Annotated in this window: 14 protein-coding genes; 7 read left to right on the forward strand and 7 right to left on the reverse strand. The window is 40.3% G+C overall.

The window, feature by feature from the left end; translation table 11 throughout:
• Nucleotides 1–22: 22 nt before the first annotated feature.
• Genes LEPBI_RS02685 through LEPBI_RS02700 form a run of 4 tightly spaced genes read right to left on the reverse strand, consistent with a single transcriptional unit; the run spans nucleotide 23 to nucleotide 3,617 of the window.
• The gene (locus LEPBI_RS02685) at nucleotides 23–1,330 is read right to left on the reverse strand and encodes an LIC11270 family surface protein (RefSeq protein WP_012387572.1); all 1,308 of its coding nucleotides are present in this window, start codon (nucleotides 1,328–1,330) and stop codon (nucleotides 23–25) included.
• Entirely contained in the window at nucleotides 1,330–1,968 is a 639-nt protein-coding gene (locus LEPBI_RS02690; RefSeq protein WP_012476129.1) for a hypothetical protein, read from the reverse strand. The genes LEPBI_RS02685 and LEPBI_RS02690 overlap by 1 nt, the downstream gene beginning before the upstream one ends.
• Nucleotides 1,940–2,734 carry a tRNA pseudouridine(38-40) synthase TruA gene (gene truA, locus LEPBI_RS02695; RefSeq protein WP_012387574.1) on the reverse strand — a complete coding sequence of 265 codons (795 nt, stop codon included), beginning with the start codon at nucleotides 2,732–2,734 and terminating at the stop codon, nucleotides 1,940–1,942. Before truA ends, LEPBI_RS02690 begins: the two co-directional genes overlap by 29 nt.
• 4 nt (nucleotides 2,735–2,738) lie before the next feature.
• Nucleotides 2,739–3,617, reverse strand: a complete 879-nt coding sequence (locus tag LEPBI_RS02700) for a DUF2225 domain-containing protein (protein WP_012387575.1) — start codon at nucleotides 3,615–3,617, stop codon at nucleotides 2,739–2,741.
• Between the two features lie 136 nt (nucleotides 3,618–3,753).
• Here LEPBI_RS02700 and LEPBI_RS02705 point away from each other — a divergent pair, with 136 nt between their 5' ends.
• Both LEPBI_RS02705 and LEPBI_RS02710 read left to right on the forward strand, forming a co-directional pair.
• Nucleotides 3,754–4,872, forward strand: a complete 1,119-nt coding sequence (locus LEPBI_RS02705) for an LIC11274 family protein (RefSeq protein ID WP_081431651.1) — start codon at nucleotides 3,754–3,756, stop codon at nucleotides 4,870–4,872.
• 96 nt (nucleotides 4,873–4,968) lie between these two features.
• The gene (locus LEPBI_RS02710; RefSeq protein ID WP_012387577.1) at nucleotides 4,969–5,772 is read left to right on the forward strand and encodes a lysophospholipid acyltransferase family protein; all 804 of its coding nucleotides are present in this window, start codon (nucleotides 4,969–4,971) and stop codon (nucleotides 5,770–5,772) included.
• Here LEPBI_RS02710 and LEPBI_RS02715 read toward each other — a convergent pair.
• Together LEPBI_RS02715 and LEPBI_RS02720 are read right to left on the reverse strand one after the other, a co-directional pair.
• Nucleotides 5,769–6,767 carry a dual specificity protein phosphatase family protein gene (locus LEPBI_RS02715; RefSeq protein ID WP_012387578.1) on the reverse strand — a complete coding sequence of 333 codons (999 nt, stop codon included), beginning with the start codon at nucleotides 6,765–6,767 and terminating at the stop codon, nucleotides 5,769–5,771. The two genes, LEPBI_RS02710 and LEPBI_RS02715, sit on opposite strands and share 4 nt — an antisense overlap.
• Nucleotides 6,757–8,121: an isochorismatase family protein gene (locus LEPBI_RS02720; RefSeq protein WP_012476130.1), complete on the reverse strand. Its 1,365-nt coding sequence runs from the start codon at nucleotides 8,119–8,121 to the stop codon at nucleotides 6,757–6,759. The genes LEPBI_RS02715 and LEPBI_RS02720 overlap by 11 nt, the downstream gene beginning before the upstream one ends.
• A gap of 64 nt (nucleotides 8,122–8,185) precedes the next feature.
• On the opposite strand from LEPBI_RS02720, the gene LEPBI_RS02725 reads away from it, so the two are divergent.
• The gene (locus tag LEPBI_RS02725; protein WP_012387580.1) at nucleotides 8,186–8,500 is read left to right on the forward strand and encodes a 7(1) septoil knot domain-containing protein; all 315 of its coding nucleotides are present in this window, start codon (nucleotides 8,186–8,188) and stop codon (nucleotides 8,498–8,500) included.
• On the opposite strand, the gene LEPBI_RS02730 is transcribed toward LEPBI_RS02725, so the two are convergent.
• Nucleotides 8,480–10,480, reverse strand: coding sequence for an LTA synthase family protein (locus LEPBI_RS02730; protein ID WP_012387581.1), 2,001 nt, complete (start codon nucleotides 10,478–10,480; stop codon nucleotides 8,480–8,482). The two genes, LEPBI_RS02725 and LEPBI_RS02730, sit on opposite strands and share 21 nt — an antisense overlap.
• A 95-nt stretch (nucleotides 10,481–10,575) precedes the next feature.
• Here LEPBI_RS02730 and LEPBI_RS02735 point away from each other — a divergent pair, with 95 nt between their 5' ends.
• The 4 genes from LEPBI_RS02735 (at nucleotide 10,576) to lsa25 (ending at nucleotide 14,795) form a co-directional block, all read left to right on the forward strand.
• Nucleotides 10,576–12,018 carry an acetyl-CoA carboxylase biotin carboxylase subunit gene (locus LEPBI_RS02735; RefSeq protein ID WP_012387582.1) on the forward strand — a complete coding sequence of 481 codons (1,443 nt, stop codon included), beginning with the start codon at nucleotides 10,576–10,578 and terminating at the stop codon, nucleotides 12,016–12,018.
• Between the two features lie 6 nt (nucleotides 12,019–12,024).
• The gene (locus LEPBI_RS02740) at nucleotides 12,025–12,534 is read left to right on the forward strand and encodes an acyl-CoA carboxylase biotin carboxyl carrier protein subunit (RefSeq protein ID WP_012387583.1); all 510 of its coding nucleotides are present in this window, start codon (nucleotides 12,025–12,027) and stop codon (nucleotides 12,532–12,534) included.
• Nucleotides 12,535–12,606: 72 nt separating this feature from the next.
• Entirely contained in the window at nucleotides 12,607–14,094 is a 1,488-nt protein-coding gene (gene omp85, locus LEPBI_RS02745; RefSeq protein ID WP_012387584.1) for an Omp85 family outer membrane protein, read from the forward strand.
• Between the two features lie 17 nt (nucleotides 14,095–14,111).
• Nucleotides 14,112–14,795: a surface adhesin Lsa25 gene (gene lsa25 / locus LEPBI_RS02750; protein WP_012387585.1), complete on the forward strand. Its 684-nt coding sequence runs from the start codon at nucleotides 14,112–14,114 to the stop codon at nucleotides 14,793–14,795.
• Nucleotides 14,796–14,884: the final 89 nt, after the last annotated feature.

Here is a 14,884-nt window from a genome sequence, read left to right on the forward strand (position 1 = left end):
GAAGTATGAAACTATTTTTTTCCTAAGGGCATGCCAAATCAACGTTATATGTCTGTCGGAATGGATAATCAGGTATTGTAAAAGCGGTTTCTCTGACAACTGTATCAGGATATCCGTCTCTTTTGGACAAATCGCCTAAACAAACAACTTTATACGTACCAGGGTTTAGGTATTTGATTTTTGCACTTTGTTTTGCAGGCGTTGCAGCAAGTGGCAGAACATTGATGAATTCTGTTTCTTGGAATCGAAAAATTCCATAATAGTGTAAAAGAGAATTCCCCCCACCTGAAATGGTCAAACTAGAGGCAACCTCAGGATAAATCACTCTCGCACGAGTGAGCAGATTCCCTCCTGCATCACCTTCACCTTTGTGATCAAAAAAGATATCACTCACTCCCGCATAAGTAACTGTTGTTGAACGGCTAGATGTATACGAATGTAACATCAAGTTCTCTTTTAGATTGATACGAACTTCTAAAATGTATGGATCAAATCCATCCCGAATCCTCATATCAGATTGAACCGATTGAGTTGGTAATTGAGTGAACAAAGCAGGGAATAATTTGGGAACAATGCTACTTTTTTCAGCAGTTGATGTTCCCGCCACATAATTGTTACGCGGAACAATATTGAGTCCATTCACGATAGGTCTGTTATCAAAACGGCCCCTGACCGGAATACCAGCATCCAAAGCATATCCTGTAACAAGCGACCTAAAATAAATACCAGCATAGTAATACTCTCTACCCAACCAAGGTTGGCCTGCGGCTAAGGCTTCCTCCCAACTTCTGGTTTCAGAAGAAGGGTCATTGGATGGAAATTGTGCTCCAATTCCGTTAAAAAAATCATATGCTTTGAGTACACCATTACTTTCTGTACATGTGTTATTATCAAACGAGTAGGTGACTGTGCAAAATACTTGCCTGTTCGGAGCGATATAATCCCAAAACTTATTGGAGTCTACCGTATCCCTAATCTGTGTTAGTTCATTCAAACCTTTCAAATATTTACTGGAAATTCGAACTTCCCCGATGTCCAAAAAGATGGGTAAGTTGCCCGCTTTTGGTAGGTTTGTCAAGGTCATGGTTGGGTCTAACCCTTCCCCTTGTGTGTCAATGTATAAGTCCCCAGTGCCATTATTCAACTCACTCCAGTCAAGAGGATTGTCTGTTGCATAAGTCCCTTTGAGGAGGAGTAACATTCGGTTATTAAAAAGTGTGGAGATGACGGGAAGAGTGGACTCTTCACCTAAGTCTAGTTTGGTCTTGCAGTTAGCAAACAAAACAATACTAAACAAAAGGAAACTGAATTGTAGGCGAAATGATTTCATTAGAACAATACTCCTACTGTTAGACCAAAATAGAAAAAATCCACGTTTTGTAAGGTATAATTCGCTGGGTTTTGTAAACGTGGGTCATCATATGGACTGGCTAATGGAAAACGATATTGGTTGGGAACGTCCATTTGGGTTTCAAAAATCTTATAATAATCCAACCGTACCCCAATTCGAATTCTACGACCAGCAATAAAACTAGCTTCTAACCCACCAAAGGCGGTCGGATTCCAGCGGGCAGTATCGGCAGGTCTTGCCACTACATAGGATGAACCACCACCCCCTTTGATGAAAAACTGGATGGGTAGTTCAATTGGGATTTTGTAAGCAAGGGCAGCATACAGTGGCATTGCGGTGAGGGCTCGTTCGGATCTTGATAAAAAGACCGCGTAAGAACCACCGATTTCTGTATAAAAAATCCAAGGCCATGGCATACGGGCATAAAACCCACCACCTAGCGTGGTTTCCAAGACACGAACTGTGGGTGTCCCAGGCATCGGGTTTGCAGCACCGACCCAACCTCCAATTTCATAGCGACGTTTGTTGTACTCCTCCAAGGTTTGCGAAGCGAGCGAGCCAGAAAAAATGGTGAAAATGAGAAGGATGCTAAGGAAGAGGGATTTTGTACAATTCATGAATTTCCGGATGATCTTCGTAATACGCGCGGACAAAATAGAGCCCATCAGGTGGGAGAGTGACTCCCGCCTGCGTACGGTTCTTTTCTTCCAAAATGGAGTCTATGGATCTAGATTCCCAACGTCCCTTCCCTATGTCCAGTAAAGTTCCTACTGTGATTCGCACCATATTGTGCATAAATCCATTGGCTCGGATCCGAATCTGGTACCATTCGGGGGACAAATTCTCTAACTGGATGGCTAAAATTTCTCTGACCGCTCGTTTCCCTGCCATTGACTTTGCTTTTGTGAAGGAACGAAAATCCTTTTCGCCGACTAGGACCTGGAGTTGTTTTTTGACTCTTTCCCAGTCAATATGGCCTTTGACCCAAAAAGCACGTCCTTCCACAAAACTACTTTCATATTTGCTATAGTACAATTTATAAATGTATTCCCTACCCGTACAACTGAAGCGCGCATGGAAATCAGAAGGTACTTCGACTACATTTTTGACAGAAACACCAGTCGGAGTGAGCGCATTCAGTGAAACGAGTAGTTTATGAAAATTGGGAATGGGATGTTCCGTTTTGAAATTACATACCATTCCGAGGGCATGAACACCTGTATCGGTCCTTCCAGCCACTGACAGACGTGAGGCGGGATTTCTTCTGAGGATGATGCCAAGTGCCGATTCGATCGAAGATTGGACAGTCGGAAGGTTCTTTTGTTTTTGCCACCCATTAAAATGAGTGCCATCATATTCGACAAGAAGTGCGTAATTGGGCAAACCCTTACTTCTCGCCTCCCATTGCTTCTAAAATGGCATTGTATTCGTCGTATAACTCACGTGTCATTTCCACAATAGGGCCTGGTTTCCCTTTACTTGCCTTTCCTGAACCATACAATCTAGCAAGTGTTCGTTTCGCACGAGATAAAAGTAAAACTTGGTCCTCTGGTTTGGGAGCCATTTGGTCTTTGAATTTTTTTGTTAGGAAAGCATTCAAATAAATGACACCATCAAATCCCCAGTTATTATCTGTGTCTGGTCCAAGCATCCCTGCGGCTTGGTCCACAGGTTCGTTTCCATTTTGCATGAGTTCTAATGTATAACCATAAATGACAGCGGCTTTTTGGTAGAGTAGGTCTCGGATTTTATCATACCCGATATGTGGGAACTCTTCATGTAAGTCAGAGAAATACCAAGCGGCTCGTATCGCACAAACTGCTTTTTTCGGAGTTGGGGCAACACTGACACCACGCAATTGGTAACAATCCATTCCAAGTAGATACGAGGCTGCACCTAACACAATTTGGCGGTCCTGAGTGAAATCGAGTGGACCAAGGATTTTTTCAATATAACTTCTACGAGCATCTGTTGCCATACGAATGGCTTCGTTGTCAGCGGGGTTCAGTGCATTCCAGTCTTTAGGAAAGGAAGAATACAAACACCTCGGACAGACTGTCATGACATAATCCAGGGGGCTCACACGCCCAAATTTTCTATTTTTTTCGTACAAACGACGTAAATCTTGGGCTAATTTCCCAGCGATGAGACGACCGCCACCTTGGAACATCTGCTCCTTTTGGTGATTTTCATCACAAATTGGGCAAGCTGTAGACTCTTTGGCACGAAAAGATACTTTTTTTGACTGGGCGGCGGCTTGGGACATAGGAAAAATCTAGGAAAAGGCTCAATTTTAAAATACAATCTGTCAATCCAATATCATAAATCTCCGATAATACTCACAGGGGACACCCTGAAATTACTTGTAAGATTCTTCTAACGAAGGAAAGTACGGAAACGGAATGAATGGCAGAGCAATGAAACAATCCCTTCTTATTCTCATGATGAGTCTCGTGATGCAGGCACCTATGTTTGCGGAATCAGTCTCTAGTAAATCCTATCAAAAACGAATCGAGCTTTTGACTTACCTACGTGAGCTTGAACCAATCGTTAAAAACTTCCGTGGGGAAGATCCAGAAGGAAAACCTTCTGAACTGAATGCACCCGAAGGGAAAGAAGGCTTCCGTATGAAAAAATACTTAGAAGCCAAACGAATCTACCAAGAAGGTCTACAATACCATTTTGAAGGAAATTTTTCCTCTGCTTTCCAACGGTTTCTCGAATGCCAACTTGCCATCGAAAAAATGACCGAAGAACTTTCCCAGTTGTACATCCTCCGTGCTGAAGAGATGATGAAAACAGCGATGGAACGTAAAAATCCAAATAATCCAATGGACAAGGCTTTACTTGATATCTCCATTGAATATGGAAAAGGATCTTACTTCCGCCAAGATGTGATGGACCTTCCAAGAGAAGCGCCATACCAAAGACGTATGTATGACCCAAAAGAGGCTCATTACAGCTATAACAAATACGATATTGAAAAGAATATGGAACTTGGTTACAAACACTTAGGTCTTGCAAAAGAAGCAAGAGCCAATGCATTGAAAGTGGAACGTAATTTGGAAAAACACCAAAAACTCCAACCATCTCACAGAAAGTATCGTATCGAGTTGTACTTTGGAGCGATCAACCTTGCTCGTGATTCAAAGGCCAATGCAGTGAATATTTATAAATTAAAATATCCTTATGATAACTACTATCTAAACAATTCACAAGCCAAAACGGAAGCATCGAAAGATGAAACTGGTGCCAGTGTAGAAGGCCAGCCGGTGAAAATTGATGGTGTGACATACGACTTTACTAAAAACCCATACATCAAATATGACAATCGCCTCCAAGCAATGTTTGATGTGCGAGTGCCAGAAGAATACCGTGTGGACCATGCTGATGTGAGAGGTAGAGTGTATGAATTGGATTCCAATAATATGGTGTTCATGAAATACGACCAAGAACGTAAAAAAGCTCTGAACGTTCCGCCAAAACCAGCGCAAGGAAGCACAACCACTCCGCAACAATAAGAAACACTATCTAACACTGTTTCCGATTTAATAGCCCAAGAAATTTCTTGGGCTTTTTTATATCCACAAAAACCACTCTTTGGTCTAATTGTTGCTATGGCGAAAATTCCAGTTGTCGACAACCTAATTGAAAAAAACTTACACGGGCTTAGTGTTCACTACGGACGTTTGGTGATGAAAGCGTATTTACGAATCACCCTATTGGTATTTGGAAAGGCCAGTCCGTTTTTGGTTCGAGGATTGTTTCATGCAATCGCAGGGAATAAAGAAAAACGAATCAAAGAATTTTTAGAAGGCACCAAAATTTGGGCCGAAGACGTTAAAGAAATTACAAAAACAACTGTGATTGTCTTCAATCAATTCACTGTTCCTGAAAAAGGACATATGATTTTTTTGAATCACGTGAACGAAATGGATTTCCCTTACGATTGTTATGTGATACGAAAACCTTTTTTAGCCAACCAAGTCATTAAAAAAGCATGGTTTGCCTACTGGTGGATGACCGCAATGGGTTCACAAGTATTTGATAATTCAAAAGCAATGTCAATTGCCGTATCTGTCAAAAATCTAATCGAAGGGCTCAAAACTAATTCATACATTGTTTATCCTGAAGGAAAAAATACCTATAGTGAAGAAATCCACCACCTAAAGAAAGGTATGGTGAAAATTGCGTTCGACCAAAAAATTCCTGTTTTTGTGGCAGTGAAGTCAGGTGTCACCACTTACCAAGAATACCAAAAAGGTAATGTTGTGGGTTATCTTGGACTTGGGGTCCATAATCCAACAGATTTTTCCACTTGGGAAGCATTCCAAGACCACATTTATAATTTAATGCACTCCAAAAAACAAGAGTTAGATGGTATGTTGGAAGCGGAACGTATCAAACTACGTTCCAATTAATTTTGAACTGTTTTTTCCCATAATTCCAAGAATCGAATTTGTTCGTGCGATTCCACCGCTCGTTCACTTCTCGATTCCCTTACTTTTTGGATGGCAGACTTAGCATCCAGTTTTGCCTTCCAAATCAAATAGGCACAGGCAACTGTTCCTGACCGACCAAGACCACCGACACAATGGATGAGGAGTTTTTGGTTTTTGGAAAGGATCAAATCCATCCACTCCACAATCTCTTTCATTTGAGTGAAACTCGGAACTCTTTGGTCAAGGATAGAGACTTGTTTTTGTTCCAATCCGAACTGCGGAATTTCTGTTTTTAAATCAAGAACACCATATTGGGTATACTCTTGTTCGGTGATGAGACTTAGGATATGGGAGATCCCTTCCTTTTTGATGGTTTTTAAATCATCAAAAAGAACTCTTCCACGATCTTTTCTTCCAGGTAAAATGGTGAGTCCAATGTTTGTGAAAGGAAAATCCATTCCGTCTTGGATTGGTTTCAGATAATCAATTCGTAATACCTTGGATTTTTGGATATAGGTTTTGATTTTATCGATGAGTTTAGAACCAGCATACAATGCCCACTTCTTTTGCCAGTCATTACATTCATCAAAAGATAGAGAATGCATCGCATATCGCAAAGCTCCCACATGCATCTGATACGGATCCCGATCCAGTTTCACAAGGCGTGGGTAGTAGGATCTCAGTTTGGCAATGACTCGGTATGCTTTTTTCAGTTTGTCATTTTGGAGTGCTTGGGGTGGATCAAATGGAATCGGGATTCCTAAATCTTCTTGGTTGTGTAATATTTCTGTGAGGACAATTGCTTCTTTCCATTCTGCTTCGGATTCGATCTTACAAAAGATGTATAACACATCGTTTTCCAACTTTAATAAATCTCGGATGATATGACCACGGTGTGTATGGAAAAAGTCGATCATCCAGACATTGTCTTGGGCATCAATGATGATATTGGCTCCATTTAAGTCACCATGCACAAAGGAAGTATTGTGTGTGATTGTATTCTTTCAGTTGGATCAGGTCTTTTTCATAAAAAATACAAGGATTATTGGTTTCAAAACCTGGATATATGGAGATGGTTTCTTTTGGTTGTGGTCCACCTAATATCGATTCCACTCTTGACCGAACCGATTTTGCATATTTTGATTGGAAGTCGTAATATTCTAACAAATTGAGTTTTTCTGTTGAGGCTGCTTCAAATAATCGACCCAACTGTTCACCAAACACAACATCAATGATACGATCAAGGCCTGATCCATCTGCCATAACACCATATACTTTTTGAAAGGTTTTTACATTCCCATCTAACATTGCCGCATAACGGTATTTAATGGCACCTCTGTCATTTAATTCACAAAAATCCACAATCGAAGGTGCATTATTCCCTAACACTTCTTGGATCCTTTCAAAGGATGTCCTTTCTTTTGCAATGAGATCACGATTTCCAATTTTCACAACACATGGAACTTGTGAATGCCCTAGATTGTCTATGGATTTGGATTTTAAGACTACGTTTCCAGAAAATCCACCATCTAATGTTTTAAATTCTACTTCTTTGCAATCTCTGAATAAATAGAGTAAAATTTGTTTGTCAATTTCAGAGATTGGATACTTAGGATCTAATTTCAGCTTATCACTTGCAATCCTTGCATTGGTGGAAATCCGTTTCACCAAATTTGGTTGGTCCCCGGTTAAATATTCCGTGAAGGCACCGATCGAAGAGAATACTTTGACACCTAAAATTTGTTTCAATTGGTCCAAGGCGATGAAATGCATGGAAAGCGAAGAACTGGCAGTCAGGGCAGAACAGACAGCCAATTCAAATTCAGGGTATCTCGTTTTTAGATCATAACACAAAAACGTAACTTTTGCTTCCGTCCATACACCAGTGATCCCCACTTTCAATGGTTTGCCTTGATAGGGCTTTAAAATTGATTCTAAATTTGTTTCTACAAAGTCATTCAAACCAGAAGCATTTATGATCTCGGCTCGTTTCGGATCTCTTTCGATCCAATTTTGAAACACAAACTCTGCCCCTTTTGTATCTTGGATACAATGAGGACCAAACTGAATCAAATGGTCTTCTTGTGATTTTGAATTGAGATCATGCCAATCACGAATGTGAATTAATTTTAAACGGCTGGGATCAGACTCATAAGCCCAATCCATCAGTGAAAATACAGGTCCATCTTCTACCATTTCACCGAGCAAACGATTTGCTTCTGCATACCCAATGTGTAAGGAATTGGGAAGGGGATCATATTGATCTAAAAGGGATGCAAAATCATTTTGTAAACATTGAGTAAATAATATGGCCGTCTCAGAATTCATGTACAAAAGAATTGACACCTTTCCAAATAAATCGAGAATTTATTTCTTAAATTTTGGAGGGACGATGAAACAATTGATTCCGATTTTATTGACGATGGTTTTGACGGTTGGACTTTCTGCGGGTGAAGTAGGTTCCGACTGCACCTTCAAAGGAAAGAAGTTGGCAGGCAAAGTGCAGTTTGTGACTAGTTTTCCCGATTTTAAGGTGCAGATTGTGGATAGTTTTCCTGATCTCAAAGTGAAAAAAGTCACAAGTTTCCCATCTGATTGTGGGCAGTGGCAGGAAGTCACATCCTTTCCCGATTTTAAAGTCCAAATTGTCACCAGTTTCCCAGACTTCAAAGTGAAGTATGTGGACTCATTTCCTGGTGTACCGTAAACTTCCTTCCAACGGGTAAAGAGTATTACGATTCATTAGCTCTAAACTCAAATTAAAAAAAGCTTTTGCATTTTGGGTTTGTTTCGTACAATTTGTACGGTTTGGGTTACATACTGGATCTTCCGCATAAGGAGGCACCATTTGGAAAATAAATTGGGTGTCTCCATCCACACTTTGGTAGAGGATTTTTTCCTCATCAATCCAACCACAAGCACTTCCATAAGCAAAGTAAGTACTTCCTGATTTGACATTGGGTGCCAAAAGGTTTTTCCCAAAACCGGCAAAATACGTTTCTTTACCAATTACACCTAAAATTGTCGGCAAAACATCGAGTTGGGAAGCGATTCTCTCATCTAACTTAGGTTTAATGTATTTTGGTGCAAACAACATAAAGGGAACCATTCTATCTTCATAGTAGGATAGATATCGATGATGAGTATGATCCCCTACAAATACAAAAAGTGTATTTTCAAAGTAATCTCTCTTTTGTATTTCTTTCATAAAAACTTCTAAGGCTGCATCTGAGTAGTGATAAGTGTTTAGATAATCATAATCAGTGACACTAGAATCGAAAATTTCATATTTTTTATCTGGAACCTTATAGGGATAATGCGTGGTCATAGTGAGAATGGTCATCAAAAATGGTTTTTTCTTTTTTTGGTAAGCATCCATTTCTTCTATCGCTTTGGAATAAAGATGTTCATCATCATAACCCCAAGCACCAATTTGGTACAATCCAGACTTTCTAAAGTCCTCTTTGCCAATGAGTGTTTTGTATCCAAAATGAGGTAAAATTGTTGCCAAACTATCAAACTTTAAATCATCTCCTGTGATAAAACTCGTTTCATAACCTAACTCGGAAAAGATGTTCCCGATGGCAGAAAAGTGGCTGAGGATTTGTGGCGTTCGGATAGCAGTAAGCCCAGGTCGATCGGGGATACTTGTTAGAACAGAAAGTAAAGCGTTACTTGTTCTTCCTCCATTTGCATAAAATTTGGAAAAACTATGTCCACGTTTCGCCAATTGATTGTAATACGGAGTAATTTCTTTTCCTAACCAAATTCCATCGGAGATTGGCCATACAAATTTTCCAGTCCAGGATTCTTGGATCACAAGGACAATATTCGTTGGTTTTTTACCAGTTGTTTCGTTGAACTTCCGAACCAAAGGAAAGTTTGGGTCATCTAAAAATTCGGCCCCTTCAAATTGGATCTCTTCTTTTACAATCGACAACATTTCTGAATCACTCATCTTTAAGTGTTTGGGAATGGATTGGCTTTTGAAATCGTTGATGGTTGTATAAATTCCATTCAAGGCAATTTGGTTGATCAATGCATCATCTGAAATGATGGCTTCACTTGCCCTCAGAGGTGATTCCTGTGGGCCACCCCGAAGTCCTATAAAAAAAAACAAAATCCAAAGAATGATTTTTGGGATGGTATACCGCTTTGGTTGTGTTTCATTCACTTGGTATCCAATCTTATTTTTTCGAAACCAAAAACGTATCCCCAAAACATAAAGAAGGATCACAAAAAAAAAGCTTAAAATTTTAAATGGAGCTTCCGACCAAGCAGAAACAACCAAAACATCCAAATCTCCTAGAAATACAATCGCTTCGTAACCAATGTGTTTATTGGCATTTTCAAAATATAATAAATCTGCAAATAGATGTAACACACAAAAGGGATATATTATCAAAGGAGTGACAAGCCAAAGATTTCGATACAATTGATTCCTAGATAAGAATTCCGAAATGGAAAGTATGTAAAATCCAACTAACGCGATAGATACGGTGACTAAATCAAATCGAAATCCTATCAAAAAAGCTTTGAGAATTAACAGATGGTTTATTTCTTCTAATCGATAGGAATAAACAAAGAAGAACAAAACTCGATGGAGGAATAAAGTTAAAAATCCAAAACAGAGATATGTCAAAAAAATGCGGTCTGAAAATCTTGGTTTGAAAAACAAGTTCACCATAAAAAAAAGAATTGGTTAGTCTTTGGGATGGTCAATTCACTTACGATCTTTCAGTTGATTTATTTTCGCTATTCTCCAATTTTGAACCTACTCACATGAAGCCGATCCAAAAAATACTCATCGCCAATCGTGGTGAAATTGCTGTTCGAGTCATTCGCACTGCCAAAAAAATGGGGATCAGAACAGTCGCTGTTTATTCTGATCCCGATTCTCAAAGTTTGTTCGTTTTAAGTGCTGATGAAGCGTATCCACTCGGTGGAACCGATGCTCGTTCCTCGTATTTAAATGTAGATAAGGTGATTGAAGCCTGTTTGGCAACGGGTGCCGATGCAGTGCACCCAGGTTATGGATTTTTATCAGAAAATACTGACTTCGCAAAAAAATTAGAACAACATGGAATTTCTTTTATCGGTCCAAAACCTCATTCAATTGAGGCGATGGGTGACAAGATCGGCTCACGCATATTAGTTGCCAAAAGTGGTGTACCAGTTGTCCCAGGTTACGAAGGGGAATCCCAAGAGATGTCTGTTTTCAAAAAAGAAGCGGATAAAATTGGATACCCGGTGATGGCAAAAGCAAGTGCTGGTGGTGGTGGCAAAGGGATGCGACGTATCAATTCCTCTGACGAACTGGAAGCTGGCATTTTATCGGCAAAACGAGAAGCTATGTCAGCTTTTGGAGATGATCGAATTCTATTAGAAAAGTACATTGTGAACCCAAGGCATGTGGAATTTCAAATCTTTGGTGACACACAAGGAAACATCATCCATTTGCATGAACGCGATTGTTCCTTACAAAGACGCCACCAAAAGGTAGTGGAAGAAACACCCGCTCCCAATTTTCCATCTTCTTTGAAATCTAAGATGGCAGAAGCTGCTGTGATGGCAGGTAAAGCCGTTCAATATGAAGGAGCTGGTACCGTAGAATTTATATTAGGTGAGAATGGTGAATTTTACTTTTTGGAGATGAACACTCGATTACAAGTAGAACATCCTGTCACTGAAATGACAACGGGACTAGATTTGGTCGAATGGCAAATCCGAGTTTGCCAAGGGGAACCTCTTCCGAACTTACAAACACCCAAACAAAATGGTCATGCCATCGAAGTGCGAATTTATGCCGAAGATCCAAAAGAAGGATTTTTACCTTCCATCGGAAAAATCCATCATTTATCTTTTCCAACAAGAGAAGACCTACGAATTGATTCCGGTGTGGTTACAGGTTCTGAAATTACAATGTATTACGATCCGATGATAGCAAAACTCATTGTATGGGGTGAAGATCGACAAACTGCAATTCAGCGACTCATCGAATGTTTATCAGAGACAATTGTGTTTGGTCCCAAAACCAATTTGCAGTTCTTACAAAAATTAGTATCCACTGACCAATTTGCAAAAGGAACTGTTTCGACTCACTTCATCGCAGATCATGAAGATTTACTATTAAAAGAGAATACGAAGGAAGAACTTAAATATGCCTTCGCAGGACTCTTTTTTTCCTCGAAACAAACCCTGGATCCTTGGAGCCCAATTAGGTAATCAGATATGGATTTTTTATTCGAAACAAAATCAAAACCTGCCTCGGTCCACGTGAATGGAAATACCATTCGCGTACGATTGGACAATGAATCCTTTTCTTTTCAAACGGACCAACTTGTTGAGGGATTCAAAACCCAGGACAATCAATTGCCAACCGTACAAATGAAAGACGGGTCCCTCCTAAAATTTTTGAAAATGAAGAACCAGATCTTCTTCCATTGGAAAGGAGAAACATGGAGTGCAAAACTAACGGAAAGATCTTATGAAGTCGCAGGGCAAACCTCGCCCGAAATCAAAAGTCCCATGCCAGGAAAAGTAGTGCAAATCTCTACTGCGGCGGGAAGCGAACATAGAATAGGGGAAACATTGTTAATTTTGGAAGCAATGAAAATGGAAAATGCCATCAAAGCCCCTTATCCCTGCCGCGTGGAAGAGATCCGAAAGGTACAAGGTGAGCTTGTCCAACAAGATGAGGTTCTCCTCATTTTACACAGAATCGAATTGGAAAAAACATAAATTCTCGAATCTATTTGACATATTTTGCAAATTTCCCAGAGTAAGGCAGTTTCTTTGGCGAATAGGTAGAGAATGTACAATTCTATTTTGAGAAGTTTTATACTTCTGTTATTTTTTTCCCTGGTACCGAGTGTTTTTGCGCAGGAGCGAGCACCCAGAACCGACCTTCCGTTCGACATCTCTGAAAAAAAGAGATTGAGTGAACGTGATTTTAAGAATAAAAAAGAGGGCGGTTACTTCACAGGGCTCCCTCTGATCAACTCAGATCCCAACGTCGGGATCGGTTATGGTGCCCGGGTGTTGTATTTTTACAACGGGAACCGAACTTCTCCGATGTTTGAATACACTCCGTATCGTGTCAGGATCTTTGCTCAGTATTTTAATACGACCAAACGGGCACCCTACCACCAATTGAGTTTGGATGCACCTTATATTTTTGACACCAAATGGCGGTTACGTGCAGATTTAGTTTACGAACGAAATCCGAATTCCTTATATTTTGGACTAGGGGAAGGAACTCTCCAACCTCTTTCTTATTTGGAACGGAACGATCCGAACGGCCGAATTCGTCGAAATGCCCCGTTTTCAGACTATGAAGATAATTTAAGTTTCAGAAGGCCAGGGGATGCGGGTGTTGGTGAAGCTCCCATAGTCAGTGATAATAAATACAATCGTTATGACATTGAAAACCCTAACTTCAGTACATCGGGTGAGTATTCCTTCTTTGGGGGTACACTTCGTACGGTCACTGGTGTTCGGTTATCAAAACAAATCATTCGTAGATTTGATGGTGTGAACAATAATGCTTACCTTGGGCCAGCCGATGGAATTTTAGGTCTACTAGATGTAGATCGTACGTTTGCCACACCACAAGGGGAAACCAAGTTGACTCGTGATGATAAAGATGGTAAAGTCCGTGGGGTTAACGGTGGTTATACAAACACAATCCGTGCTGGTATCGTGTTTGACACTCGTGATTTTGAGCCAGACCCAAACCGAGGATTGTTTTTAGAATACACTCACGAACGTTCCACAAAAGCAATTGGATCTACTTCTGAATTCAATAAGAACTTAGTATCTGGGCGTATTTTCTTAAGTCCTGTCACTTGGTTTACAAACAAACCTCCAGAAATTTTGGAAAAATTCGTGATCGCCGCTCGTGGAACCATGGTCCAAACGAATGGAGATGCACCCTTTTACGAATACCGTAACATGTGGGGAACAGAAGTAAACCAATCTGGTCTTGGTGGTAGAACTACCATTCGTGGTTACAAACAAGATCGATTTGTGGGCCAAACGATGGCTTATGCAAACTTCGAAGTTCGATGGAAATTTGCGGAAGCAGAATTTGGTGGACAACACTTTGATTTCCAACTCGTTCCTTTTTATGATGTAGGACGAGTTTGGGATCGCACCGAAGATGCAAATTTAAAAAACTACAAACACTCAAGGGGTATTGGACTTAGAATTCCTTGGAACCAAGCAACTGTTATCTATTTCGATCATGCGATTTCGAACGAAGATAGACAAACGTTTATCAACTTTAACCACATATTCTAGGGGAGCGCTTTAAGATTATGAAAATACTTCATTCCTGTTTTGCTCTTTTGGCTTTTTCTTTTTTCATCAACTGTGAGATGAAACCTGTAGACGATGTCTATGGATTAAGCCCAGAAGAAACCAACCAACTTTTCGCTGGACTCATCGCAAACCAAAGTTTGCGTGATAACGGCAACGGAACGATTACTGATGTGATCACCAATTTGATTTGGCAAAAGTGTACACATGGACAAGTGTATCGTGCTGGATTTAACGATTGTTTGGGGGCACCGCAAGGGTCCATTTACAATCCGTATGATTCCAATCGCGCAGGTGCGATCCAAGTTGCCTTTTGTGATTCCAAAACACATGCTTGTAATTCAATTTCCTTTCCTCAGGTCCTCCAAGGTTTTTCCTCGATTGGAATCTTGGGAACAAGTGAGTTATATGCGGCTTGTCAAAATAGCAACTTCTTAGGAGCAACTTGGCGAGTGCCAACTCCGATTGAATTCCAAAGGTTGGTCATTCCAGGTCGTGCCGCGACTTTACAATTTTTCCCTTCCATCCAGGAAGAGGACTATTGGACCGCATGGTCTAACCAAGATGATTTACCAGGGGAGACTGCATTTGCAATTTCCTTTGATCGTCAGTCCTATGGGGTCCAGCGGTCTGTCGTCAAAACCCAACGGAATTATGTCCGTTGTGTGAGACAAGGTCCGTAAATTCGCTCCATTTTCTTCACTCTCCCAAATCCATTGGGAGAGATTTTACTTTCCAAAATTCCAATTTCATACTAATCTTTTCCTAATAC

This window comes from Leptospira biflexa serovar Patoc strain 'Patoc 1 (Paris)', assembly GCF_000017685.1.
Classification (GTDB): domain Bacteria; phylum Spirochaetota; class Leptospiria; order Leptospirales; family Leptospiraceae; genus Leptospira_A; species Leptospira_A biflexa.